The sequence below is a fragment of the Bradyrhizobium sp. NAS80.1 genome, assembly GCF_001908205.1.
GTDB lineage: Bacteria > Pseudomonadota > Alphaproteobacteria > Rhizobiales > Xanthobacteraceae > Bradyrhizobium.
Genome location: NZ_LGHL01000075.1, coordinates 49,980 through 74,821 on the forward strand (window position 1 = coordinate 49,980; position 24,842 = coordinate 74,821).

Here is a 24,842-nt window from a genome sequence, read left to right on the forward strand (position 1 = left end):
GCTCACAGATCTAACTGCGGCACGGTGCCGAGAAAGGCCCGGCTCGCCGCAGCAAGCCCGCCTCCCCGAAACCGGGTCGAGCGCCCAGCCAGTTCGTCCTGCAGCCAACGCAACGTTTGGATGTCGTCGACGTCGTACCATTCCGAAAGCAGCGTTGTGGCAAGCCCGATTTCGGCGGCGCGCTCGCAGGTACTGCGGGCAACTGTTTCCGTTCCCCATGCAATCTGCGTGAACAATTGCCGATGCGGGTGTTTCAAGCCGATGAGATAATAGCCGCCGTCGGAGGCCGGCCCAAGCACCATCCGGTCGCCCGCCTCGCGCAGGGCTTCAACAGCCTGCACCAGCAGGCGGGTTGGCAGGGTCGGGCTGTCGCCATTGACGAGCAGGACGCAGTCATGTCCGGCCTCCAGGAGCGCGCGCGTCGCGCCAAGCAGCACATGGCCGAGATCGTCGCCGGTCTGGAGCAACAGTCCGAACGTCGCCGGAAGCAGCTGCCGCATGATGTGTTCGGTGCCCGCCGGCGCATAGACTCCGTAGCCTCGTCTGCCGAGCGGCTCAGGGACCGCCTCGATGGCCGCGGCAACGTCCCGGAGAAAGCAGGCGGACAGCTCGGAAGCGGCGACCTCGCCAACGGCTGTCGCAAGCCGTGTTTTTGAGCGGCCGGGCTGCGGCGTCTTGCCGATGATCCCGATCGCCGCGACGCTCACGGCAATCGTGACCGCAGGCGATCGGCAGCGATCGCGATCAATTGCAGCGCATCATGGCTACCGTCCGCCTCACCTTTTTCAAAGTCACCATCGACGCGTCCCATCTGATTTGTCACATGGGCAAAGCACAGTACTGGCTTTTGTCGGACCTGTGCGAACGCGTAGAGCGCGGCTGCTTCCATTTCAACGGCCATCAGATTCCTCTTGGCCATTGCATCGATTGCCAACTGGGTTTCGCGAAATGGCGCATCCGTCGTCCAGGTCGCGCCGGTGAGAACAGGCACGGTAAAGCCGTGGAACGCGCCATCGAGTTCCGCGATCAATCCGGCATCAGCATGCGCGTAGTCGGACGCGGCCATATAGTGATAGCTGGTACCTTCGTCGCGCAGCGCGCGATCGATTGTGATAAAATAAGGCGGCGGGCGTATCGGCAAGATCTGACCCGAGGAGGTAACGCTGATCAGTAGCTTGCAGCCTGACGCAAACATTTCCTCGGCGATCAATACCGCGAACGAGGCGCCGACGGCGCAGCCGACAATTCCGAAATCAATCCCGCCGCGCCTGAAAGTGTAGAGCTGCGTGTGGTAGCAGGCCCATCCGGGTTCGAGCCGGGCTTCGCCTCGGGCAATCAGGCTGCGCACAATGTCGCCGTCAGGGTCGAGCACGCAGACGGCAGGAACGCTCGTGTCTGCAATCCGCTTTTGCCTGCGCGCTTCGCGCAGCAGATTTTCCGGCGTGAAGGCGGACGGCGCTGTGTAATGTTTTTGGGCGAGAATCGGCGGGACCCTGCAATCATCGACCGTCATTGTCAGACAGACCTCCAGCTCGCTGGGTCATTGGTAGCGTTCTCATCGATAGCCGGCAAGCGCCGCCCGATGGCTACGACCGCAGGCGGCCGAAGAGCTCACCAAGCGGGGAAAAAATTTCGAGGGATGTAACAAGATAGCTTTGATTGACGTAACTCCGGTGGCCTCTATTCGGTGCGGGAATGGCAAGGCATTGCTATCCCCGCAGCAGCCGGTCGTGTCGATCCCATGCTGCATGTCTCGCTGAACGTGCGCATCTTTCACAAGAAACGATGGCTAGCCTGCCATGTTGAAGAACCAGCCGACAAAGCCCTTTCCGTCGCGAACGGCAGGGACATCGCGGTGCAACCAGGCATCAAATCCGAGGCTGCGGCCAGCGGCCTCGATCACGAACAGGAACATCAGCAGGGCAAGGAACATGTACGTCCACGGCCACTCCGACGAGTTGTCATAGAGGCCGAGCCAGAGTTGCAGCGTATAGGTGATGGCAAGCACGCCCACGAACCGCACCGCGAGCCCCAAGATCATCGATCCTGCGAATGTGAGTTCGGCAAGAAAGACGATCGGCCCAAATATCGTCATGTGGGGCAACACGACATCCTTCAGGAAGGTGCGGTGAAACTCGAACGCCGCACTGGTCGTTTCCTGCTCGGTCCAGTATTGGAGGCCGTCGGATACCGGCAGCGGCAGCTTCCACAACATGCCCTGGAACCACATGATGCCGACCAACACCCGCACCAGCCAGATTCCGAGATGCCGCCCTGTCCGTTGCGACGGGTCCGCCTGCCAATTCCGCAACGCCATTGCAATGCTGGCAAGCAGAAGCACCCAGAACAGCGCCAGGATCGGCCAGCGCCAACCTCCCTGGTGCAGGTAATCATTCGTCGCCGCGGTCAGGAAATGCCAAATGTCGGTGAAGGGATTGGTCGGCATGGGCGCGGGCTCCCGGTATCGGACAATCACTCTACGTATGGGTTGATGCGATCGTTACTTCACTGCCGTCGGCCGACAAGGCGCGCCGCCGTCCAAACGATCGGGCGGCACGCCTCGCCCCTCATATCCGCCTGCGTGGCTCAGTGCGCGTCAATCCACTTGTCGGATCCTGCAAGCTTCAGCGACACATCCGTCAGCGTGATCCGGAAGTCTTTTCCATCCACGATTCCGGGGTGATCCGTTGAGATCAGTAAGGGCCCAGCTTTCTTGTAGGCCGCATAGGTTGCGCTCACGAGGTGGGGCGGGTTGGGGGCACCCCGGTGGTAGGTGATTGCCACGATCCGCTCGTCGGGGCCGACGTAGAGGTCCCAGGTGTCGCCAGGCTGGTAGCCACCTTCCGATGGATATTTCATCGCGACCTTCCGAGCGGTCCCATCACCGATCGGTAGCTTCTGCTGGCCCTCGTCGGTTGCCGACGCGCCATCCCACAGAAGGTGGAAAGGGAGCAGCGTCCAATACTGGTCGTTGGCGAATGCCGGATCGACTTCCTTCTTGACGACATCGCTCTGGCCGTCGAGCTGCGAGCGCTGATAGGTCACCTTGACCGGATTGCCTTGCTTGTCTTTCCCCTCGTAGGAGACAGTGCCGGTTTTCGGGACCCATTCCCATTTGTTGGAGACTTTGTGACCGCCGGGAAATTCCGCGTTCCAAGTATAGCGGATGGCCTCAACTTGCCCGAACGAATCGAGGCCGTAGACCTTGGCGATCTGTTCGGCGACCGGAGGGCTCTGCTGCGCCCTGGAAACGGCGGGGAAGATCAGCAGCATGCTGAGGGCAAGGAAGAAGATCAGATCGAGACGGCTCATCTTGCAGCGCACGAGAGGTAGACTCCTGGTCATGTCGAGCTCCTTTCGGTTTGGGGGCGAACGCGTTGTCCGAGCCAAGGCCCGACTGTCGTGGGATTTCAGCCCGGTTGAGGTGAGAAGGAAGCTTGCGTCGGGCAGCGGGCACCTTTTCCTCGTTGTGCACGAACGGCCGTTTGACACTTGTCTTGCGCCTGAAGGCTACGCTCACATTGGCGCAACCGCGTGGAAATTGCCTGTTAGGTTGTGTTAGCTGCCGTTAACCGTTGCGAAATTGGAAGCCCGATACCTGACGGCTACTGAAGTCGTGCCGTCCCTTGGCAGACCTCCTTTCGCATCATGTCTGTTGTGGGCAAACTGGCCGTTCTAAGCCGCTGCGTTGCAGTAAGCCCTCTCATGGAGAGGGTTGATGTAATTATAAGCTAATGGTGCGCCGGTGAAATCAGGATATGCACGTCACTGACGAGCTGCTTCCACTTGTCGGATTCGGCCTTAGTGAAGGTCAGTCAGTCGCACCGCAGCAGGCGATGGTTGACATCCAGGTCGCGCGCTACTTTTTAAGGGAGTGTTTTGTGGGCGCCGTTTGTGGTGTTACGACTGTACCCTTCTGCTGCGCCACTATCGGGTTCACTTGCGGCCGAGGTCCGCCTACTGAAGAGAGCCGCCTGGATGGACCGCCGACAGAAGGCTGCGCAACTGCCGGTTCGATCAGCAGCGTGTTCGTGGCGATCAGAAGTAGCCAGAACGCTCTTTTCATCTGTCGGCCTCGTCTACACTTGCTGCAAGGTAGCAAAAACATTGAGTTTGGGGCGCTTGTCTTGATCGACCGTAGCCCTCGGAATCTTTGCCGAGGCGTAGATAATCATTACCGGATTGGCAGCAAAGACCTATTTTCGAAAGTAAGGCCACGTCGGTTCGCGGCTCCTTGTTCTTAGGAGGTTGCGGATACAAACCCGAAAGACGATCGGCCGCTCTCCAAAACTAAGCCGCATCCAATCCCGTGGCAGGATGTATCCCTTACGGAAAGCTGGCTCGACTCCATATACGGCGACCGCACAAGGCTAGGCGGCGTGCCGCGGTTGGTGATCAAAGGTCCACACGCACCTCCTCCAGGCAGTTGGCGGTGTGTACACCGCCAAGCGCCATAAAGGCCCTAGCGGATTTCCTTCAGCGGGTGCATGCTGCCGTCGGTGGGGCTGCGAGGAGGCTTGGTCATGCGTCACCCATCCAGACCACTACTCGACAAGGGGATGGCTTACAGAGCCGGCGGGATCGGTCTCGGGTTGCTTCCCATAGCGATGGCGTTCGCTGCGGTCCTTATACCGTGATCGGTGGCTCCGCGTCTGACCCGCGAGCGCGACGTCGCAAGGCTTTTCACACCCACGACCAGCGGTGGGGCTTACGCTGCGCCGGCCCCCCAGGAATCGATAATTTGCGAGCTACTTTAGACGCCGCTTTCGTGTCCTAATCCGCCTTCGCCGGAATCCCTCGAATACAACGATGGCGCCGAATATCAATTCCATCGTGCATCGCCAACGCCAAGCCGGACATGAGAATTAGAGATAAACGACTAGTCTCAAAGAACTAGCCGCTCATCGCAGGCGCCCGGCATTACAAAGCAGCGAACCCGCGCGGCGAAGGATGAGCGCCCGCCAGCGCAAACCGGCGCGCCGGCGCCTCGCCGTTCCTCAGTCGGGCGGCGCGAGCAACTTCGCGAAACTATGGCGAGTTGCTCGCCGAACAGGCTTCGGTTGCCTGGCTGGCTCAATCGACCAAGCCTTCACTCAAGCGGCGGCCCCAAACCCTGGCAGCCCCTGCGCCTCTACGTCGACCAACTCATTCAAGTCGGCCTCCAAGTCCGACACGATGTCGAGAAGCAGAGCCGCCGCCACTGGGTCAGTCGTTTCCCGCGCCATCAATCGAAAGCGCTCGACCTCGTGCCAGCGCTCCTTCCACTCGCTGTCAGTCATGGCTCCCCCATGCGCTGATCCCCCAGCGGGCACGGGTATTGGTTCCTCAAACTGTGAAGTTTTTGCGGCGCGATGGGGCATAGTTCCTGTCCCATCTCCGACCGGCGGGGCAAAGTGAGCGCGGGAAAAGTTTGAACACCGGTCTGTCGAAAGGCGCGTGAACGAAAAGCAATCCAAGCTGAAGATATCGCTCAGCTCGTTCGCAAACAAAATGCAACGCGACACGGCTATTGGGCTCGCCAACGTGAACCTGAGGTCGTCCAAGCGTTGAACCGGATTGACGCGCCGGCCGACCAATTATTTGGTTTCCAGCGGACCACCTTCGAATGAGGTGCCCGATGTCAAAGGCAAAAGAGCTTGCCGACCGAGCCCGGGCGTTTGAAAAACGCGCTGCGGAGGCGATCGATCTTTTGTCACGAGAACACTATCGTGAGATGGCCGCTCACTACCGCGCGCTTTCCATCGAGCATCGCGAAGCCGAACAATTGCAAAAGCTTTCCCAAGCTGGATTTGAACAGCTGGCAAAGAGGAGTAGCACCCCCTCATTTCAAAATGCTGATAGGCCAACCTTTCAGCGCGCCATGGCGGTGGGCATAGCGCTCTGCGTCGCTTTTGTCGCGATCAGCTTCTCACTGCGGCCGCAGCCTGCTGACGATCGCGTACTGGTAAAGGCGGATCGCCTGACGCGGACCGCGGGCGATCCACTCAAGGCGAGATAGTCTGCCCCAATAACTCTCGGCGCCGCAGGCAGCCGTTCAGAACGACGTAGGCGACAAGGCCGATCAGCAGCCCCCAGAATGCCCCGCCGATGCCGAGCAGCTTGATGTTCGCGGCGGAGGCCAGAAAGGTAATCAACGCCGCCTCACGGGAGGTCGGATCGGCCATCGCTCCTGCGAGGCTGCCGCCGATCGTGCCGAGCAGCGCGAGACCGGCCAGCGTCGTGATGAAAGTTGCAGGGAATGCCATGAACACGGCGGCGAGCGTCACGCCGAACGCCCCGACGAGGACGTAGAAGACGCCCGCCGCGATGCCGGCAATCCACCGCTTCGACGGGTCTTCATGGGCTTCTCTGCCGGTGGCAATGGCCGCCGTGATGGCCGCGATGTTGAAGGCGTGCGAGCCGAACGGTGCCATGAGGAGCGAGCCGAGGCCCGTCACGGTCACGATGGGATTGGCGCTGGTCTTGAAGCCGTCGTTCCGCAGCACGAGCATTCCCGGCATGTATTGGCCGGTCAGCGTAATCAGGAACAGCGGCAGCGCGACGCCCAGGAGCGCATTCAGCGAGAATTCCGGCATAGTGAACACTGGAATTGCGAACTGAAGCTGCAGCCCCGACAGCTCGACGCGGCCTTGCGTCAGCAGGAACGCGAGCCCAAGAACGAGGATGCCGACCACGGCATAGCGGGCGGAGAAACGCTTCAGCACGACATAAGCGACGATCAGCAACCCGACCAGCAACGGATCGACGCTCGCGCCGCCGAATGCGCCGATACCGAATTGCAGCAGGATGCCGGCGAGCAGGCCCGAGGCGATGCCGGGCGGGATCAGCCGGATGACCTTCTCGAAACAGCCTGATACGCCGAGAGCGACGAATGCCGCCGCCGAGATCATGTAAGCTCCGATCGCCTCCGCATAGGGTGTCGTTGCAAGCGCGGTGACGAGGAAAGCCGCTGCCGGAGTGGACCAGGCTGTGATGATCGGCTCGTGATAGCGCCAGCTCAGGAAAAGTCCTGTCAGCCCCACGCCGATGGAAACGGACCAGACCCAGGATGCCGTCAGTTCCGGGCTCAGGCCCGCGACCTTGGCGGCCTGAAAGACGAGAATGAACGTGCCGCCATAGTTGACGAGGACGGAGATCAGCCCCGCGACGACAGGGTGCGTCAGATCGCTCAAGCGAATGGATGATGATGAACCAGACGACATAGTCTTGACGAGACTCCAGAGGGCTTCGATGCAGCGGCGATGAGCTGGCTTGACATCTAGTCGGTCAATGGTCTGTTGAACCCATCCACTTCATTCGAGAGACCCAGACCATTTGTTTAGGCATTCCCAACTCGAGTCCGTGAAGGCCTGGCTTGCCCATCCCGCCCATGCGGCGATGCCGCTTCACGCGCGGATTCAGCGGGCGATCAGGCAGTTGATTCTCGATGGCGCGCTCGGACCGGGGAAACCGCTGCCAGCCTCGCGCGCGCTCGCCAAATCCCTCGGTGTGTCGCGCGACACGATCGAGGCAGCCTATGCCCAGCTTCACGCCGAAGGTTTCATCGACCGGCGAATAGGCAGCGGCAGCTTCGTGACGGAGATGACGGAGTTCACGCCGGGGCGCAGACTGTCCCAGCGGGACGCGCTGTTGCGCAACCAGGCTCCAAATATCAGCAAGCGCGGCAACGCCATGTTTCGCAGCGGCGGCGTGCGCGAGCTGCTCGCACCGCGGCCTTTCGCGCATGGGGTGCCGGAGACACGCAACTTTCCGCTTCAGCTCTGGGAGCGTCTGGAGCGGCAAGTGTTGAAGGAAACCGGCACGCAGGCCCTGCTTCATGGCGATCCGCAGGGGACCGAACCGCTGCGACGCGCCGTTGCCGATTATGTGAACCTTGAGCGGGGCGCGCGCGCCACGGCCGACCGGGTGCTGATCCTCACCAGCTCGCAACAGGCACTAACCCTGTGTGCGAACTTGCTGCTCGACTCCGGCGATCGAATCTTCATCGAGGACCCCGCTTACTATGGCGCGCGCAGGGCCTTCGACGCGGCGGGGTTGGAATGCGTGCCCGTTCGCGTGGATCGTCAGGGCATCGTCGTCGAGCAGATCACGACTGAATCACGTAAGGTCAAGGCCGTGTTCCTGACGCCTTCGCACCAATTCCCGACCGGCGCGACGCTGGCACTCGATCGCCGTCTGGCGCTGATCGAATGGGCCGCCCGACATCAGGCATGGATCATCGAGGACGATTACGACAGTGAATTCCATTATGCCGGCAGGCCAACAGCCTGCGTGCAGGGCCTCGATTCGCACGACCGAACGATCTACATCGGCACCTTCACCAAATCGCTCTTTCCGGGCTTGAGGATCGGCTACGTCGTGCTGCCGCCCCAGCTCGTGAAGCCGATGACCGTCGCGCGCACGCTGCTTGACGGGCACTCCGCCCCGATGGCGCAACTGACGCTCGCCCGCTTCATGGAAGGCGGGCATTTCGGCGCGCATGTCCGCACCATGCGCGGCATCTACGCTGAAAGGCTCGACGTGCTGGCAACCCTCGTCAGCAAACGTCTATCGGACTTTGTCGAGGCACGGGTGCCTGTCGGCGGCTTGCAAATGCCGTGTATGCTGACCTGCGACCTGTCTGAGCGCACCGCCATCGATGCGGCCCGACGTGTCGGGATCGAGATTTTGGGATTGTCAGCACTTCATGCCGCCGGAAACGGCAAGGCCGGGTTCCTGATGGGCTTTGCCGCCTACACCCCGAACGAGATCGATATCGCGGTCAGGAAATTGGCGAATGCACTTCGGACGGTGATGAAGGCATAGGTCTTACAATCTCCGGATACCGATGCCTATCCTTACTGAGGAAGGGGCGATCCTGGCCGGTTCTGGGTGGGCGCCGAGGTCCTCGGCAGTGAACTAGACCGGCCTCTTTCGTGATCCGGCATCCCCTTCTTTCGCCACGGTTCTAGCGAAGGACGTTCCGGCGGGCCCGGCGGTCGATGCTCGCATGAGGAGCGTGAGATGCCATTCAGCTTCATTGGGGAAGTCAGCAGCGGCCTCGGCAGGGCAACGAATACGGTGAGGATGCAGGCTCCCCTGCTGAAGCCGCACTTTCCTGAAATTTCCACCTGCTATCCCGGCACGATCAATTTCGTGCTCGAAATCGCACTTCAGGTCAGGCTGCCTGATATCGTGACCCCACCGCAGTGATCTGTTCGGGCTAAACACGCTGGCCTGGCATCCAAGCAATCCCAAAGGAGAGCGCTTCGGGATCACCCAAATAGGGCTTATCTTGCCCAACGGCGAGTTACACGATGCATGGATCTTCACGTCAGAAGGATCGCCTCATCGGCTCAATGACCATCTGATCGAAGTGGTTGCGAAGCGACTTAAAGTCGCGACCGGTGACAAGTGCGGCCTGACCGTGGATCGCGTCACCCAATCATCCCAAGGATTGTATGTGATTTGACACCGGTCTTGCTGCACCGCCGCCAGCGCCAGCGCCATGCTGCCGCACAGCGATTAAATGGAAGATGCACGATGGCGGGCGACGACGTGGCGAACGTGTTCACGGATCATCATTTTTAAGTTTCACCAATTGTAACGCAACACGCCCTTGCCGGCGTAGCTACGGGTCACGTCCGAGAACTCACCTTCAAATGTTGCCGCCACCGACCAGCCGTTGAGCCAGCGCACTTCGGCCGATGCGGTCGCGAGAGCGGAGTCGGACGCGAGCGCCGCGCCATTCGTGATGAACGATGCGCCGGGCAGCGTCTGGAATGTTGCGGTGATGGCACGATCCGGATTGAAGTCGTGCGCCCACGCCGCACGGCCGCGCAATGTCAGCACAGCGCCATCAAGTGCGAAAGATTTGTCGGAACGCAGCCCCAACTCTGTGCGTGATGCAGTCACAGTATCCGCGCCGTAGTTCAATGCGAAGGTGCTGGCACCGGAGATCGCGCGCTCGTTATAAGACGGCAGCTCGAATGCGGTGGTCTGTGCCGCCGCATAAGGCGAGACACCGAGTCCGCCGAACCATGGCGTCAGGAAACGATGTCCCAACTCGATGCGGCCCGAGTAAGCATTCGCGTTGAAGTTCGCGCGCAGATGATCGACACCAGCAACAGAAACATAACGATCCGTAGTCACGTCCTGCCATCCATAGGCTGCTGCCGCCGTCAGATATGTCGCGCCGAAGTTATGACGCACGAAGGCACCGGCCTGGAAGATGTCCGAACGTCCCGTGCCGCCATTGGCGACACTGAAGTTGCTGCCCGCACCGGCCATCGCGAAGCCCGCCAGGGTGTCAGGCGAGAACCAGTAGTCCGCACCGACGGCGGCACCATTGATGCTGCTGGTCGTATTGTTGGAGCCAACAACGGCGTTGCCGTCGGTCGTCTGCGATCCGCCGAAGCCTGACGCCCAAACGCTCCAGCGCTGATCGAACGCCGCACGCGGCGGTGCTTTCGTGTAAGCAGCGAACGCATCTCGCGCGGTCTTCGACTTTGCGCGGCCTGCATAGGCCATGCTCGCGCTCTCGTCGGCAAAGCCCGTTGCGCCGCCACCATTCGCATCACCACCGCGTCCCGCGGAGAACGGATCGGTGAGCAGGTCCATGAACATCGTCATCGCCTGGAAGCTGGTCTGCTGCGAACCCGTGCCGAGTTCGCCCGATGCTTGCGTCAAACCGTTCGGCGTCAGATTGCCGAACGCTAGCGGGATGCTGCCCGTGGCGTTGAAGAAGTTGGTGACCGCATTGACGACGTTGCGCTGATTGACGTTCACGCCATTCGTCGATGGTGGAAGAATGTCGAGCGCCAGATCGAGATAGACCTCGGTGTGCGCGGCGTCGTAACTGAGCGAGGTCTTGAAGCCCGACGGCAGGTTGGTGTTGACCACCGTGGAGTTGAATGTGCCGCTGATGCTGCCCGCGTTCAGGATGGTGTATTGCTTCTGGACATAGCCGCCGACGGGAGCGAAGTTCGCCACCACCGTCGCGCCGCCCAGCGTCGCCGCGCCGGTGACGTTAGCGAAGCTCGATGTCGTTGGATTGAGGTTCACGGCATAGAACGCGCCGGACTGAAATGCGAGGCTCGCCACCGTCATTGAAGAGCCCGGTGTGCCGGTGCCCGGTGCAAATGCGCCGCCTGCATTCACCTGCACCGCGCTTGCAGGGCCGGTGCCGGTGAGCGTGCCCAGGGCGTTCACGATGATGCCGCTGGACGACGTGAGGTCGCTGCTCACGCGCAGCGTGCCGCCATTGACGATCGTCGCACCGGAATAGCTGTTGACGCCCGCGAGCGTCATCGTGCCGGTGCCGGTCTTGGTGAAGCCGCCGCTGCCGTCGATCCCGCCGGAAAACGTGGTCGAGGAGTTGTCGCCGCCGGCGGTCAGCGTCCCGGTACCAAGCGTGACCAAGCCCGCGCCGGCGAGGGAGCCGATGGTCTCGTTGAAGCCATTAAGATCGAGGGTGGCGCCGCTCGATATCGTATGGGCCGAATTGGCAGAGAAGCTGCCGTTGGCGCCGGCCTTGAGGGTGCCTTGCTCGACCTTGGTGGCGCCGCTGTAGTCGCTGGTGCCACTCAGGGTCTGCACCAGCCCGCCGCTGCCGTTGACGATGAAGTCACCCGTACCCGTCAGATGGCCGGCGAAGGCATTGACCGCGCCCGCCCGCGCCACCGTCAGGCTGCCGCCGGCGAGCTCCACCGTGCCGTCGCCGCTGCCGGTGGTGACCAGCTCGCCGATGGTGAGGCCAACGCCGTTGACTTTCGCCTGGGCGCCGCTTGCTACCTCCAGGAACGCGGCGCTGCTCATCGCCGTGGCGCTGTCCAGCGATAGGGTTCCTTGCTGCACGGCGAAGACACCGGCCAGCGTGTTGTTGCCACTGAGGGACTGCGTGCCGGCGCCCGACTTCAAGACGAAGTTGAAGGAGCTGCCGTTGCCAACGAGGTTGCCGGCGAAGCTATGGCTTGTCCCGGTCGCCACATCTAGGGCGAGAGCGCTGCCGCTGCCGAACTGCACGGTGCTCCCCGCCACGCCCGAGAGCCCGCCGACCCCGACCGTATGACCGTTGAGGTCGAGCGTGGTCCCGCTTGCGGTCATGTCCACCGGACCGGTGCCGAGCGCCGAATTGTTCCCCGCCCTGAGCGTGCCGCCGGCGATCACCGTGCCGCCGAGATAGCTATTGGCGCCCGAGAGCGTAAGCGTCCCGGTGCCGTTCTGAATGATCGAGCCGTTGCCAACGATCACGTTGGCAAGTGTTTGAGCGGTGCTCTGGTTGAACGTGATGCTGCCGGCGCCGTTGATCGCGATGTTGCCGGTCAGCGATGAGCCGTTCTGCAGTGTGAGCGTGTTGCTGCCGCCGGTGAAGGTGATGGCGTTGGCACGCGTTACGCCATTGCCCGAGAGCCCGCCGCTGATGCTGCCGCTGTTGATCACAGTGAGGTCCGAGCCGACAATACCGGCGCCGCCAAAGCCCGGCGTACCGGCGGTCCCGCCATTGCCCCCCGTTACAGTGCCGGAATTGGCAAAGGTGGCGCCGGCGGCCGTGAATTGGACCCCGATGCCGCCGTCGCCGCCATTCCCTCCATGACCACCCCCGCCAGCGGCGCCGCCGCCATTCCCGCCATTGCCTCCAGTGATCGTACTGGTGTTGCTGTTCGCGCCAGCGCCGGTGACGATGGCGCCGTAACCACCCGCGCCGCCACCGCCACCGCCACCGCCGACGTCGCCGAGACCGCCATTGCCACCCTTCCCGCCGGCGAGCGCTGACGAGTTGGTGATCGTCGCCGCGCCGGCGCCGTTGCCATTGAACCCGCCACCGCCACCACCGCCGCCACCCGCAATGTCGCCGTGAGCTCCGTTTTGTCCATCCGGACTGGCCGCGGTACCGCCGTCGCCCCCGAGGCCGCCGCCTATATTGCTCGCGGGGTTGTTGCCATAAACCCCGTCACCGCCATTCCCGCCCTTGCCACCACCGGCACCGCCGCCCCCGCCGCCGGCACCGACGCCGGCGGAGCCCGGGTTGGTGGTCCCTGGTTCGCCTGGATTGCCTGTGAAACCAGTTCCGCCGGTGCCGCCCGTTATTCCGCCCGCGGCGGCGTTGCCTCCCGCGCCGCCATCGGCCAGCGCAGGCGTCGCGAGCAACGCACCGGAGAGCGCGAGGCCCAGCGCACCCGCGCGGCAGAGGCGCACCAGCGCAGTGCTGTTCAACAGGGATTGGGTTGACGATGCATAGCGCCGGGCTTGGACCTGCCCGGTCTTTTCACTTCCAAACGTCACCACTCGCCCCCGCACGATTCAATAATTTGTAAGAATTTCGTAACGGTTCCCATGGCGGGAAACCACCGCCTGTCCGCTTGATTCGGTCGCAATACGGAGTGACAGGCGAATTTCCGGAACCGTGTGCCTACGGCGCAACGTCTCGGCTATGCCGGACCGGCCCCGATCGGTTGCGCGCCCTTTGACGGATAACTGCGCGATGCGCGGCGCCCGGCGCGCAAGTTGAAATGCCCCGATGAAGTCTCCACCCCACCGCCCAATTCGACGACATGTGCCGTCCACCAAGCGCCTACCCCCCACTGGTCTGCAAATCTGCACCACGCGCATTTGGGTCGCATCACCAGCTGTAGCGGAGCGTGCCCGTGCCGGCATAGGTCTGCGCGCGGCCGGCGAACTCGCCGTCGAACTTCGCCGACAGCGTGATGCCGCCAGCGAGATGCAGGTCGGCGCCGGCCGAGACCAGCGCGGTGTCCTTCGCCGGCGTCGCACCGCCCACGATGAAGCTCGCGCCCGGCAGCGTCTGGAACACCGCGGTGAGCACGGGATCGCTGACCCAATCATGGGCCCAGGCGAGGCGGCCGCGCAGCGTCAAGGCCGCATCGGGTGCCACCAGCATCGCGCGATCGAAGCGCGCGCCGAGTTCGCTGCGGGTGTCGGTCGCGCTGCGCGCGGCGTAGGCGATACCAAAGCCGCCGCCGCTGAGATCGGCCTCGTTGTAGCTCGGTATGCGGAAGCTTTGCGCCTGCAGCGCCGCGTAAGGCGTCACGCCGGCAATGGGCGTGGCGAAGCGATAGCCGCCTTCGATGCGCCCGCCATAGCTCTGCGCATTGAAGCTCGCGGTGAGATGGTCGCCGAACGCGGCGAAGCGGTCGGTCGACATCCAGTGGTTCGCCGCTGCCAGCGATGCGGCGACATAGGCCGGCCCCGAGCGTACCGAAGCATAGACGCCGCCCTGGAACGCATCGCTTTTTCCCCCGCCGAGGCCCTGCGCGAGATCCCATTTGGTGCCGCCACCAGCGAGCGCAAAGCCGATCACCGCGTCGCGTGTGAGGTGATAGTCGAGCCCGGCCGCACCGCCCGCGGCCCGCGCCGTGAGATCGTTGCTGCCAGTCGATGCATCGCCGCTGGTCTTGTTGTAGCCGCCGAACCCGCTGCCCCACACGCTCCAGCGCGGTTCGGAGACTTGCGGCGCCTTGTCGAGCGGCGTCTTCGTGGCCTTGGCATAGGCAAGCGCAATGTCGTCCGGCAACGCTGCCCGCTCCGGCGCGAAGCCGAGCGCCGAACCTGCTCCATAACCCGCGTCGCCGCGTCCGCCGGCGAACGGGTCGAGCATCAGGCCCAGGAACTGGCCCATGAACTGAAAGGCACCCTGCTGCGCGCCGGTCGCGGCTTCGCCGGAGAGCTGCGACAGCGCGGTGCCGAGCTTGTTGCCGGTCAGGCCGAACACGCCGGAGAAATTCGCCGGCAGCGTGCCGACATCGTTGAAGAACGTGTTCAGCGTATTGGCGACGTTCTGCTGGTTGGTATTCAGCCCCGCACCGGCGCCAAGCGCGGCGGTAAGATTCAGCACCACGTCCGTTGGCGTGTAGCTCAGGCTCGCGACGAAGTTCGGCGCGCTGATGCCGCTGAAAGTGGTACCGCCGAGGCCACCGTTCGCGTGCAGGATGGTGGACTGCTTGACGAGTGAGCTGCCGGGGGGCGACCGCCGCCTGCACGCTGGCGCCCGTAAGCGTCGCCGCGCCGGAGACATTGGCCGACGCCGGCGAGAGCGCGACACGGTAGAAACTGCCGGCGCCGAACGTCAGATCGCCACTGATTGTCAGCGTACCGACGGGATTGCCCGGCGCCAGGGTGCCGCCATTGTTGATGACGACGCTGCCGACCGTGCCGGTGCCGGCCAGCGTGCCGCCCGCGTTCACCGTCGTGCTCGATGCGATCGAGCCGTTGACGGCCAGCGTGCCGCCATTGATCGTAGTGGGGCCAGTGTATGTGTTGGCAGCCGTGAGAGCGGTGGTGCCGGCCTCGACCGTGACCGCTCCCGCGCCCGAAATGACCGGGGCGAAGCTGTAGTTCACGGCTGTGTGGTTGAAGACGATGCGGCCGGTGCCGGCCCCGAACACAACCGAAGAGGTGTTCAGGGTGCCGGGCGCCACTGCGGTCTGGCCGGAGGCGGCGCCGATGTTCAGCGTTCCACTGGACCCGGCGTTCAGGGCAACCGTCACGGGTCCACCAACGTTGACCGTGCCGCCGTTCTGGATTGTCAGCGTGCCGGTGCCAGCCTGGCCAATATAGAAATAACCGGAATTCGTCCAGGATGAGCCGGTGCCGTCGACTGCCACTGTGCCGATCGCGCCGGAACTTGCGCCGAGTGTGCCGCTGTTGCTGACCACGGCGCCGCCGTTCTCGATCGTCAAGGTGCCGGTGCCCGAGAAACAGCCAACACAGAGTCGGTAGGAAGTCCATGACGAACCGGCGCCGGTAACCATCGCGGTGCCGGTCGAGCCGGAATTCTTGCCGATATAGCCAAAGAAGCTGCCGACCGCGCCGCCATTCCGGATCGTCAGCGTGCCGGTGCCGGCATTGCCGACATTGAAGTCGGTGCCAGCGGTCAGGGACGAGCCGGTGCCGGTCACGGTCACGGTGCCGGTCGCGAAGGTGCCGATGTCGACCTGGGCGCTGCTTACCGCGCCGCCGTTCTGGATCGTCAGCGTGCCGGTGCCCGAACTGCCGACAATGAGACTACTGTAAAGGGTCCAGGACGAGCCGGTGCCATCGACCGTCACGGTGCCAGTCGAACCCGCGTTATGGCCGATCCAACCCCAGCCCCAGGTGCTGCTCGCCGCGCCACCATTCCGGATCGTCAGCGTGCCGGTGCCATCCTGGCCAACATAGATATCGCCCACACTGGTCCAGGACGAACCGGCACCGGTGACCGTCACGGTGCCGGTCGAACCGGCGCCCTTGCCGATATAGCTGTATCTGTTGCTCACCGTGCCGCCATTCTCGATCGTCAGTGTGCCGGTGCCGGAATTGCCGATAGAGAGATCGCGCGCTTGTGCGCCGGTTGCGCCGACCACGGTCGCGTTGGGAGTGACCGTGCCGATATTCGCATCGTCTCCGCTGGTCGGAACGCCGGCGGACCAATTCGTGCCATCGAACCAGTCGGTTGAGGTGGCGCCGGTCCAGTCGGTGGCGAACGACGACGTCGTCACCAGGGCCAGTCCAAGCGTGGCCACGGATGTGGTGGCAAGCAGGGCACGGGAGATCCGCGGTGCGGTCCTGGGGACGAGCGAACATGACCCCTTCCCCGACGTCCCGACCTTGCCCGGCCCGCCCCGATTGCTGACGAACCCTTTGACGAATGACGACGGGACGAGCAGCGCCAGCTTCCGGCGCGCAAGTTGAAATGACTTCACCAAATTCCCGCCCCCACGGTTCCCATTCTACGACATGCGTCGCCCCCGCGTCGGCGCGAAACACGCCCTGGCCGACTCCATCGCTGCGGGTTGATTCAGTGAATACCGGGCCGGTGCCGGAACGTCATATCCCCTAAACAGTAGGGGTCGACTTCATCGGGGAAACCAAGGAATCAACCGCCGCGGTTCAACCAGAGACCCATCAGGCCCGCCCGGCTGCGAACGCCGAATTTGCGGTAGATGCTGACGACATGCTGATGAGCCGTGGACTCCGCCATGTCCAGCTGAAGGGCGATGTGCTTCTCCGGGGCGTCGGTCAGCAGCAGCCGCAGCACCTTGCGTTCGGTCGGTGTCAGCGGGGAGGATGCCGTCAGCAGGCCATGACTCAGCAAGAGGCGGCGGTGAAACCACTTGATTCCCCGCAGGGCGCTGGCGAGGCGCGCGATCTCCTCGTCCGCGAACGTCTTGCGGGAATAGAATCCGAAATGCGACTCGGCGTCCTCATTGAGGGGGAATGCGACAAAGACCGCATCGTAGGTGCCGACGGAGCCGTAATAGGCTTTGTAGAACGGCGATTCGAACCATTCCTGTGGCAACTCGCGCCGGAACGAATAGCTTCTGAATGTGCCGACGGACCGCAGGGGGAGAAGGAAGGAAGGATCGATCCTCCGCTGATCCCACAGCCGCAGGATCTCCTTGAAGTGTTCGTCGTCGTGACGTTGAGCGACCGGATGGAGTGAATTCATCGCGGCGACGCGCCACCCCTTCAGCGGATCGTCATCGCTATTCCCACCGACGCGGATTGCGCCGGCCCAGGTCGCATTCCACGCGCCGCTCTGATCGCAGAGGAAGGCCATCAGGTGAGCAACGGCCTGAGCGGTTTGACCAGCTTCGAAATCCGATAGCTCGTCCCACAAGCGATGGATCTCTTCGTAGGCCGCGGTGTTCATGGCGCATCGCTCAAAGGTTCTTCGTGCGTGGCATGTACCGCATCGCGATGGTTGGGCGCAAATCGCCGGTCTGCCAACCGAAGATGACCATGTCGTAGTGGCCGGCACGCCACACGCCAGACGATTTGTGGTGTGCGGTCCTGGAAACTCGTGACGTGCGGTCCAGGAAACCTTGAGTGGTGCGCGGTCGATGCTAGGACACTCCGGGCGATTCATTTTGTGGTTTGGGGGCGGATATTGAAGAAGCGTCTGTTGTGCGGCGCCGCGGTCGCGGCGTTGCTGAGTGCCGGTACAGGACATGCCGCTGACCTTGCTGCCGCTCCAACCGCCAGCCGGTATAATTGGAATGGTTTCTATGGCGGCTTCGTCACCGGGGCGGCCTGGGGCCGCTATGACACGCAGACCACGACGTCAGGCACTTTCCTGAGCCCAGAAGACATCGCGGCAGTGAATGCGGCCAGCGCTCAAACGATCAAGCCGACCGGTTTCGCGGCCGGCCTCGAAGGCGGATACAATTGGCAGATCGGCAATATCTTGCTGGGCATCGAAGCCGATGTGCAAGCAATGCATCTCAACGGCGTGGTCGATAACGCCGTGGTCCCATCTGCGACCATGCCGGGCAACGTCTTCACCACCACCGCCTATGGCAACACCGATTGGCTGTTCACCGCGCGGCCGCGCATAGGTTTCGTGGGGCCCAACAACTGGCTCTTCTACGCCACGGGCGGCCTCGCCCTGACGCAATTGCAAACCGACTTTACGTTCATTGATAGCTTTAACATTGGGGAGTCAGGCCGGATCAACAAGCTTGTTGCCGGCTACGCGGTCGGCGGCGGCGTCGAGGCGCCCCTCACCGATCGGCTGAGCGTCAAGGCCGATTATCTTCACATCGCATTTCCCAACGCGGTCAATGCTGAAGTTGCGACCATGGGCGTCGTTCCAGGCCAAAGCTTTGGTCATTCGAGTTCGCTGTCGGCCGACATCGTTCGCGCCGGACTGAATTATCACTTCGGGGCGCCCGAGCCGGGGCCGCATAGCGCCTCAACATTGCCGCTCAAGGCACCGCCCGTATCGTCTGCGTCGTCCATCTTCCAGAACTGGCAGTTCGAAACCGGGGCACGACTGTGGTTGAGCAACGGCCAGGAGCAGGAGGGTCCGTTGTTCAATGCGCCCCCGCTCACTCTCGCCTCTCGCCTCGTTTATAGCGGGCTGGAGGGTGTCTCCGGCGAAACCTTCTTTAGAGCCGATCATGACAGCGGATTATTCATCAAGGCAAATCTGGGCGCTGGCGGACTTTCGAACGGCCTATTGAACGACGAGGACTTTCCGGCAGCCTTTGTCTATTCCAACACTCGGTCGAACGCATCCGGACATTTGGCGTACGCAACGATCGACGTTGGCTACGATGTCTTCAACGCGCCGGGCGCCAGGCTCGGAGCGTTCGTCGGCTACAATCGTTACAAGCAAGGCATCAACACTCACGGATGCGCCCAACTTGCAGGCGACGCTGTTTGCTCACCCACAATCCCAACGAACCTTATGGGTATCACCGAATACGATCACTTCGACTCGATGCGCATCGGCCTGGTATCTCAGCTCATGCTCAGCGACCGGCTCAGGCTCACGGCCGAAGCCGCCTACCTGCCTGCGGTGAACTACAAGGGATTGGACAACCATCTATGGCGCCAGCTTCTGGGCCCCGACGCATCGAGCATGGGCAACGGGATGATGCTGGAGGCCATGCTTGACTACTACGTCACGCCCAACTGGACCGTCGGCGTCGGCGGCCGTTACTGGGCCTGGAATATGGATATGGGTACCGCGGGGTTCGACTCCCTCACCCTCCCGCCAACCCCTTCCGATGTTGAACCGTCGCGTTACAGCGCCGAGCGCTACGGCGTCTTCGTGCAGACCGCCTACCATTGGGGCGAGGCGAACGCGTCGAGACCTGCGGGTATGCCAACCAAGGCGCCCGCCCTGCTCGCTGCGGGTCCGGTGAATTGGACCGGCTTCTATATCGGTGGGCATTTGGGTGGCGGCGTCAGCAACACCGGCTGGTCCGATCCGTTCGATTCGACGGTCGACCCCTTCGGCAACATCAACGTCGCGGGATTCGGCAACAAGATCCGTGCGCCAGGTGCGCTCGGCGGCGGTCAGATCGGGATCAACTGGCAGACTGGCCGTTGGGTGCTCGGTGGCGAAGTTGCAGCAAGCCTTGCGGACTTGCGCGGCGAAAACACCTGTTTCTCCGGCCTTGGCGGTCTCAACTGCCAGCACGTCGTCAACTCGCTCGGCTCCGTGACCGGCCGGGTCGGCTATACCTTCGACCGCTCACTCGCTTACGTGAAGGCCGGCGGCGCGTGGATCGATACGAGCCATAACCTGTTCGGTAACACCTTTGGCGTCACGCTGGGCAATGGCAGCACGCGCGACACGACGTGGGGCTGGACCGCCGGAGTCGGGCTCGAATACGCGCTCACCAATCGTTGGACCACGTTCGCCGAATACGACCATATCGGCCTGCCGTCCAGGAGCGTGCCGTTTCCGACGGTGGCCGTCGTCAGCGACGCCAACATTTCCGTCCGGCAAACCGTCGATCTGTTCAAGATGGGCGTGAACTACAAGTTCGACTTCGGTCCCGTGACCGCCATCGCCGTCAGGGACTAACACGAAGGACTAACACGTTCGAAGCAACGTCCGACGTCTCATCGAAGCAATTCGCCATACTGCCGCTTCGGCAGTATGGCGAGAGCGAGCCGTTGCGAGCGAGATCGCGGCATCCTGATCGCGGTCAATGCTTTACGTGCTCGAACACGACGATCACGCCGGTCGGCTCGGGCTCGTGCGCCATCAGGCGCGTCAGGTCGGAATCGCTCCAGTCGGCGAGACTGACGACTTCGCCGGTCTGCCGGTCCGCACCGAGCGACGGGGTGGGCTCGAGGACTTTCAGTCCCATCTCGTCCACGAAGAACGTATGCTCTCCGAACATGCTGTTGAGCTGCGGCATGGCGGGATGCTCGTCGGGCAGCACCTGGGCGCCGAGTTGATTGACAGTCTGCTTCACCTGTTCGGATGTTAGCTTCATGAGCTGCTCCGTTTCTGTCACGTCGGGTTTCATTGAGCTGAGCCGGAGCGGGCGTTCCCTGCGCCGTTGTTCGCCTGGCTCAACTCCCGAACGGGTGCTGCGCGCAAATGTTCCTGCAAAATGTATTTCGTGATCGCGCGTTGGATCTGCCGTGCTGGCGGCACGGGATCGCCACAGGATGTTCACGATCCGTCGCGGGCGGAAGAATCAAGCGTCGGCCTCGACGATCCGGATGTCGCGGTCGGCGCCACCTCCGCCGGGCTCGCATACGTCGCCCTGGCGCTTATTCGCTCCGGTTTTCGCCGACCGAGAGCGCGCAAATGCGCGACAGATAGGTGTAGGGCAGGCCAGTCTCCTCGGCCCAGGCGTTGAACTGCGCCTGAACCTTGGCGAGATCGCCCTTGGACTTGACCTGCTCGGCGATATCAAGGCCGGCATCGCGCAGGCAGGCGACGACGTCCCTGGAGGTGACGAAACCGTCCCAGCCGACGAAGCGCAGCAGCATCTGGCCGGTATTGCCGCCGAGACGGCTGCCGCGCTTGGCGAGGAGACCGAGCAGGCCGATCTCGTCAGAGGGCGGCCACTTCGCCAGAAACTTGCCGAAGCTGCCGTGCTCCTTTGCGATCTCCTGGACGAAGGCGGCGTTGTCGCGCACCGACATGATCTTGGCGCCGTTGCGCACAATGCGCGCATCGCGCAACAGGCTCTCCCAATAGTCCTCGGGCTGGAAGGTGAGCTTGGCCGGCTGGAAGTGCAGGAAGGCATCTTCAAAACCGTCCCATTTGTTGTCGATCACGCTCCAGGCGAAGCCCGCGCAAAACACCCGCCTGGTCATCTCGGCGAGGATGCGGTCGTCGCCGAGCTTCGTCAGCCGCTTCAGGTCGGGCTTTACGGGCATCAGTTTTTCCAGCGCCTTGGGCCCTCCCTTGCGTTTCTCGGCGCGGGCCCGAATGGTTTTGAACGAGGTCATGCGGATACCGGCGTTGAAGATGCACCAACGTCACCAGAATTCGATGGTCCGGTCCAGTCCTGCGATGATCGACGCAAAGAAGCGGCTGCGCTGGTCCGCTGCTTGCGTTGTAAAATTCTGGAATTCCCCGAGATTTCAATCGCGCGAAACGAATTCTCAGCACGCTGCGTGGTCGTGACCGCCCTGCATGACCTGCTGCCTTACGCTGCTCAGCGCCCTGTGCGTTAAGTTACGCACGCGAGAGTGAAGGCACCTCTTCGGGCATGATCGCCTGCAGGCCGCCGAAACGACGCTCGCGACCGTGGAACGAAGCCAGGGCCGCCGCGAGATCGCCCGCGTCGAATTCGGGCCACATCCGCTCGGTGAAGTGCAGTTCGGCGTAGGCGCCTTCCCAGAGCAGGAAGTCCGACAGCCGCTTCTCGCCGCTGGTGCGAATGATGAGATCGACGTCGCGAAGTGCGGCCTCGCCGGTGACGAGTTGCGAGAACGCCTCGCGGGTGAGGCTGGTCAGCGCGGCTGCCTTTGCCGCGGCCTTGAGGATGGCGTCGCGCGCGGAATAGTCGACGGCAATGCGCAGGTGGAGCGTGCTGCCGTGAGCCGTGGCGTCTTCGGCGCGCGCAATCGCATTGGCGATACCGTCCGGCAGCCGGTCGCGGCGGCCGATCACGGTGAGGCGCACGCCGTTCTTCACCAGGCTCTGGACTTCGTTGGCGAGGTAGAAGCGCAGCAAGGTCATCAGCGCGGCGACCTCGGCTCTCGGTCGGCGCCAATTGTCGGTGGAGAACGCGTAGAGCGTCAGCGTGCCGATGCCCTGCTTGGGCGCGGCCTCGACGATGCGCCGGATCGTTTCGACGCCGGCCTCATGGCCGCGCACGCGCGACAGGCCGCGCCGCGTTGCCCATCGTCCGTTGCCGTCCATGATGATGCCGACATGAAGCTTGTCGTCGCGGGAGGTGACAGCACTTTGCATGGCAAAGTCTCCGGTTAAAAAGGGGGAGAATCAGGTCGAGACGACACCGAGGCGAAGCGGCTGCGCCTCGCGGCCGGCGGCCTTGGCGGCGTCGCGCACCAGCCGCTCGAGCACGGCGAGATAATCGAGGAAGCGACGGCGGCCGGCCTTGGTCAGGCGGCAAGTCGTGTGCGGACGATTGCCCTCATAGCCTTTGGTCACCTCGACGAGGCCGGCTTCCTGGAGCACGGCGAGATGCCGGCTGAGATTGCCATCGGTGAGGCCGCAGAGCTGCTTGAGATCGGCAAACGCCAGGCCCTTCGGGTGCGCCATCAGCGAAGTCAGAAGCCCGAGCCTCGCCTTCTCGTGGATCACGCGGTCGAGCCCTTCGTATGAGAACGGCGCGCTGTCACTCTTCGACATCATTGTCTCCGGACGCGAAATACAGAATGGCCGCCATCCCCGACTGGCCGATCACGAAAGGCAGGCCCATGGTCCATGGCGACAGAGTGTGGGTTTGGCTCCCCAGCACCACGACGGCGAAGCCCGAAACGAAGTACCAGGCGCCCGCTAGCGCGACAGTTCGCGGCAGCGAGCGGATCGACGCGAAGAGGCCGAGCGACACCAGGATCTGCCACAGCCCCGGCAACAGCCACAGCGTCTCGGCGGCGAACTTCCACATCACCACCGCAAGCAAAACGCCGGCGACACCTGCAGGGAGGAATTGTTCGACCGCCTGGTGGATCATCGCGTCCGCAAGACCCGAGTGATGGCGGCGCGATCGCAAGCGCATCTCGATGCCGATCATCAACCCGGAGAGCGAGGCGGCAATGAACCAACCGAGAAAGAAGCCAAGCGGCTCGCCGGTGGGATCGCGGAGCAGCCAGAATTGCAGGATCGCTGTGATCAGAGCGACGGCGCCGGTCGCAGCCATTGTCGCCGGGCCATAGCCGCGGAACGCCGTGCCCGCCGCAATCTGGCTGCGAATCGCCACGATGTCGGCCAGTGCCTTGTCGAGATCGCGCATTGGCAACGCCAAAACCTCGCTCCGCTCGTGCTTTCGGGATTGTTTGCGCCGTTACTTTGTATTGCAAAGCATATAGCACTGCAAAGCAAAGGCAAGCCCGAAAGCCGTCCCGAGGAGATCCGATCCGGGTCGGAACAACTGGCGGTTGCGCGGCGCCTCCTCCCATAGATATGATGGGTCCAAAAGCGTTTCGGGGGGCAGATATGTGGCTTAAGTCTGTTGTTGTTGCGTCTTTGTTGCAGGTGAGTGTCGTCGGAGTAGCGCATGCAGCTGGGCCGTTCGGCTCCGTCGATGTCGGCAACTGGATCGGCGGCGCCTTCAGCAACGACCAGACCGGCGCCTTCTCCCATTGCGCCGCGACGGCGCCTTACGCCAACGGCGTCATTCTCGTCGTCGGCCAGAATGCTGCAGGCTCATGGATATTGAGCTTTGCGAGTCCCAGCTACCAATTCAAACAGGGCGAGAACGCCGCGATCGACGTCATCTTTGACGGACAGGAGCAGGCCAGGCTGTTTGCCACGGCCAATCAGCCGAACATGCTCACATCCGTCATGCCTGCCAACGTCGTGCGAACGTTTCAGAAGGCAAGCCTGATGGTCGCAACGAGCGGCCGCACCGTCCTGAACTTCGATCTGTCCTCAACCGGCCCCGTGATCGCGGCGCTGGCCAATTGCGTCACCAAAGTCAAAGCCGACGGGCTCAGCAAGGCCGGTGATTTCACTAAGGTTGCCGCCAAGCCGCAGGCCGCGCCGGACAAGCAGGCCTCACCGCCGGCCGGCCGCAAATCCGCCAGAACCAAGAGCGGCACCGGCTTTGTGGTAAGCACCAACGGTCACATCGTCACGAACAATCATGTGATCGACGGTTGCGTCGGCGAGATCAAGGGCAACCTCACCGGCGAGGCCGCGATGGTGTTGCGCGTCGTCTCGAGCGATGCCAACAATGATCTCGCCTTGTTGCAGGCGCCATCGACGACCACATTCAAGGACTTTGCGCGGATCCGCGACCGTTCGATCCGCTCCGGCGATTCCGTCATCGCGATCGGCTTCCCTTTCCACGGGCTGCTGACTTCGGACTTCACCCTGACGACAGGCATTGTGAGCTCGTAAGATAGCTCACTGCCTGGAACGCGAAGGCTTTCGTTCGCCCGCCGTTTCAACAGTCCATCAGATCTTGCGTCGG

Annotated in this window: 19 protein-coding genes and 2 pseudogenes; 6 read left to right on the forward strand and 15 right to left on the reverse strand. The window is 62.9% G+C overall.

Annotated elements, in window-relative coordinates:
- Nucleotides 1–2: 2 nt before the first annotated feature.
- From AC629_RS18555 to AC629_RS18575, 5 genes are all read right to left on the reverse strand, one after another.
- Nucleotides 3–707, reverse strand: a complete 705-nt coding sequence (locus AC629_RS18555) for a TIGR04282 family arsenosugar biosynthesis glycosyltransferase (RefSeq protein WP_168195522.1) — start codon at nt 705–707, stop codon at nt 3–5.
- Nucleotides 704–1,513: a nucleoside phosphorylase gene (locus AC629_RS18560; RefSeq protein WP_084806476.1), complete on the reverse strand. Its 810-nt coding sequence runs from the start codon at nt 1,511–1,513 to the stop codon at nt 704–706. The genes AC629_RS18555 and AC629_RS18560 overlap by 4 nt, the downstream gene beginning before the upstream one ends.
- Before the next feature lie 276 nt (nt 1,514–1,789).
- Nucleotides 1,790–2,446 (reverse strand): hypothetical protein, encoded by a 657-nt coding sequence (locus AC629_RS18565; protein WP_084806477.1) that lies wholly within the window; start codon nt 2,444–2,446, stop codon nt 1,790–1,792.
- Between the two features lie 140 nt (nt 2,447–2,586).
- The gene (locus AC629_RS18570; protein WP_210419064.1) at nt 2,587–3,345 is read right to left on the reverse strand and encodes a hypothetical protein; all 759 of its coding nucleotides are present in this window, start codon (nt 3,343–3,345) and stop codon (nt 2,587–2,589) included.
- A 1,748-nt stretch (nt 3,346–5,093) separates the two neighbouring features.
- Entirely contained in the window at nt 5,094–5,279 is a 186-nt protein-coding gene (locus AC629_RS18575) for a hypothetical protein (RefSeq protein WP_084806479.1), read from the reverse strand.
- 338 nt (nt 5,280–5,617) lie between these two features.
- Between AC629_RS18575 and AC629_RS18580 the strand changes: the two genes are divergently transcribed.
- The gene (locus AC629_RS18580) at nt 5,618–5,998 is read left to right on the forward strand and encodes a hypothetical protein (RefSeq protein ID WP_143199235.1); all 381 of its coding nucleotides are present in this window, start codon (nt 5,618–5,620) and stop codon (nt 5,996–5,998) included.
- Here AC629_RS18580 and AC629_RS18585 read toward each other — a convergent pair.
- Complete coding sequence (locus AC629_RS18585; RefSeq protein WP_084806481.1) at nt 5,985–7,202, reverse strand: benzoate/H(+) symporter BenE family transporter; 1,218 nt, start codon at nt 7,200–7,202, stop codon at nt 5,985–5,987. The genes AC629_RS18580 and AC629_RS18585 overlap by 14 nt on opposite strands.
- A gap of 112 nt (nt 7,203–7,314) precedes the next feature.
- Here AC629_RS18585 and pdxR point away from each other — a divergent pair, with 112 nt between their 5' ends.
- A complete protein-coding gene (gene pdxR, locus AC629_RS18590) occupies nt 7,315–8,805 on the forward strand; it encodes a MocR-like pyridoxine biosynthesis transcription factor PdxR (RefSeq protein WP_084806482.1) in 1,491 nt (496 codons plus the stop codon).
- Between the two features lie 198 nt (nt 8,806–9,003).
- Nucleotides 9,004–9,192 (forward strand): hypothetical protein, encoded by a 189-nt coding sequence (locus AC629_RS18595; RefSeq protein WP_084806483.1) that lies wholly within the window; start codon nt 9,004–9,006, stop codon nt 9,190–9,192.
- A 381-nt stretch (nt 9,193–9,573) separates the two neighbouring features.
- On the opposite strand, the gene AC629_RS18600 is transcribed toward AC629_RS18595, so the two are convergent.
- Both AC629_RS18600 and AC629_RS18605 read right to left on the reverse strand, forming a co-directional pair.
- The gene (locus AC629_RS18600) at nt 9,574–13,194 is read right to left on the reverse strand and encodes an autotransporter domain-containing protein (protein ID WP_283847001.1); all 3,621 of its coding nucleotides are present in this window, start codon (nt 13,192–13,194) and stop codon (nt 9,574–9,576) included.
- Nucleotides 13,195–13,600: 406 nt separating this feature from the next.
- Entirely contained in the window at nt 13,601–15,013 is a 1,413-nt protein-coding gene (locus AC629_RS18605; protein WP_084806485.1) for an autotransporter outer membrane beta-barrel domain-containing protein, read from the reverse strand.
- A 101-nt stretch (nt 15,014–15,114) separates the two neighbouring features.
- Between AC629_RS18605 and AC629_RS48780 the strand changes: the two genes are divergently transcribed.
- On the forward strand, nt 15,115–15,333 hold the full coding sequence (locus tag AC629_RS48780; RefSeq protein ID WP_245331913.1) for a hypothetical protein: 219 nt from the start codon (nt 15,115–15,117) through the stop codon (nt 15,331–15,333).
- Here AC629_RS48780 and AC629_RS50600 read toward each other — a convergent pair.
- Both AC629_RS50600 and AC629_RS18635 read right to left on the reverse strand, forming a co-directional pair.
- A pseudogene (locus AC629_RS50600) lies at nt 15,243–16,679 on the reverse strand (hypothetical protein); the annotation flags it as partial. The gene AC629_RS48780 and the pseudogene AC629_RS50600 overlap by 91 nt on opposite strands.
- Nucleotides 16,680–16,852: 173 nt before the next feature.
- Nucleotides 16,853–17,629: a helix-turn-helix transcriptional regulator gene (locus tag AC629_RS18635; RefSeq protein ID WP_168195523.1), complete on the reverse strand. Its 777-nt coding sequence runs from the start codon at nt 17,627–17,629 to the stop codon at nt 16,853–16,855.
- A gap of 237 nt (nt 17,630–17,866) precedes the next feature.
- Here AC629_RS18635 and AC629_RS18640 point away from each other — a divergent pair, with 237 nt between their 5' ends.
- The gene (locus AC629_RS18640; protein ID WP_143199236.1) at nt 17,867–20,296 is read left to right on the forward strand and encodes an outer membrane beta-barrel protein; all 2,430 of its coding nucleotides are present in this window, start codon (nt 17,867–17,869) and stop codon (nt 20,294–20,296) included.
- A 124-nt stretch (nt 20,297–20,420) separates the two neighbouring features.
- Here the strand turns inward: AC629_RS18640 and AC629_RS18645 are convergent, their stop codons facing one another.
- From AC629_RS18645 to AC629_RS18665, 5 genes are all read right to left on the reverse strand, one after another.
- On the reverse strand, nt 20,421–20,714 hold the full coding sequence (locus tag AC629_RS18645; RefSeq protein WP_084806496.1) for a hypothetical protein: 294 nt from the start codon (nt 20,712–20,714) through the stop codon (nt 20,421–20,423).
- A 283-nt stretch (nt 20,715–20,997) separates the two neighbouring features.
- Nucleotides 20,998–21,684: a DNA-3-methyladenine glycosylase I gene (locus AC629_RS18650; protein ID WP_084806488.1), complete on the reverse strand. Its 687-nt coding sequence runs from the start codon at nt 21,682–21,684 to the stop codon at nt 20,998–21,000.
- 229 nt (nt 21,685–21,913) lie between these two features.
- Nucleotides 21,914–22,654, reverse strand: coding sequence for a di-trans,poly-cis-decaprenylcistransferase (locus AC629_RS18655; RefSeq protein WP_084806489.1), 741 nt, complete (start codon nt 22,652–22,654; stop codon nt 21,914–21,916).
- 30 nt (nt 22,655–22,684) lie between these two features.
- Nucleotides 22,685–23,056 (reverse strand): winged helix-turn-helix domain-containing protein, encoded by a 372-nt coding sequence (locus tag AC629_RS18660; RefSeq protein ID WP_084806497.1) that lies wholly within the window; start codon nt 23,054–23,056, stop codon nt 22,685–22,687.
- A complete protein-coding gene (locus AC629_RS18665; protein ID WP_084806490.1) occupies nt 23,043–23,660 on the reverse strand; it encodes a hypothetical protein in 618 nt (205 codons plus the stop codon). Before AC629_RS18665 ends, AC629_RS18660 begins: the two co-directional genes overlap by 14 nt.
- Before the next feature lie 203 nt (nt 23,661–23,863).
- On the opposite strand from AC629_RS18665, the pseudogene AC629_RS18670 reads away from it, so the two are divergent.
- Nucleotides 23,864–24,766 (forward strand): annotated as a pseudogene (locus tag AC629_RS18670) (trypsin-like peptidase domain-containing protein); the annotation flags it as partial.
- Nucleotides 24,767–24,842 lie beyond the last annotated feature (76 nt).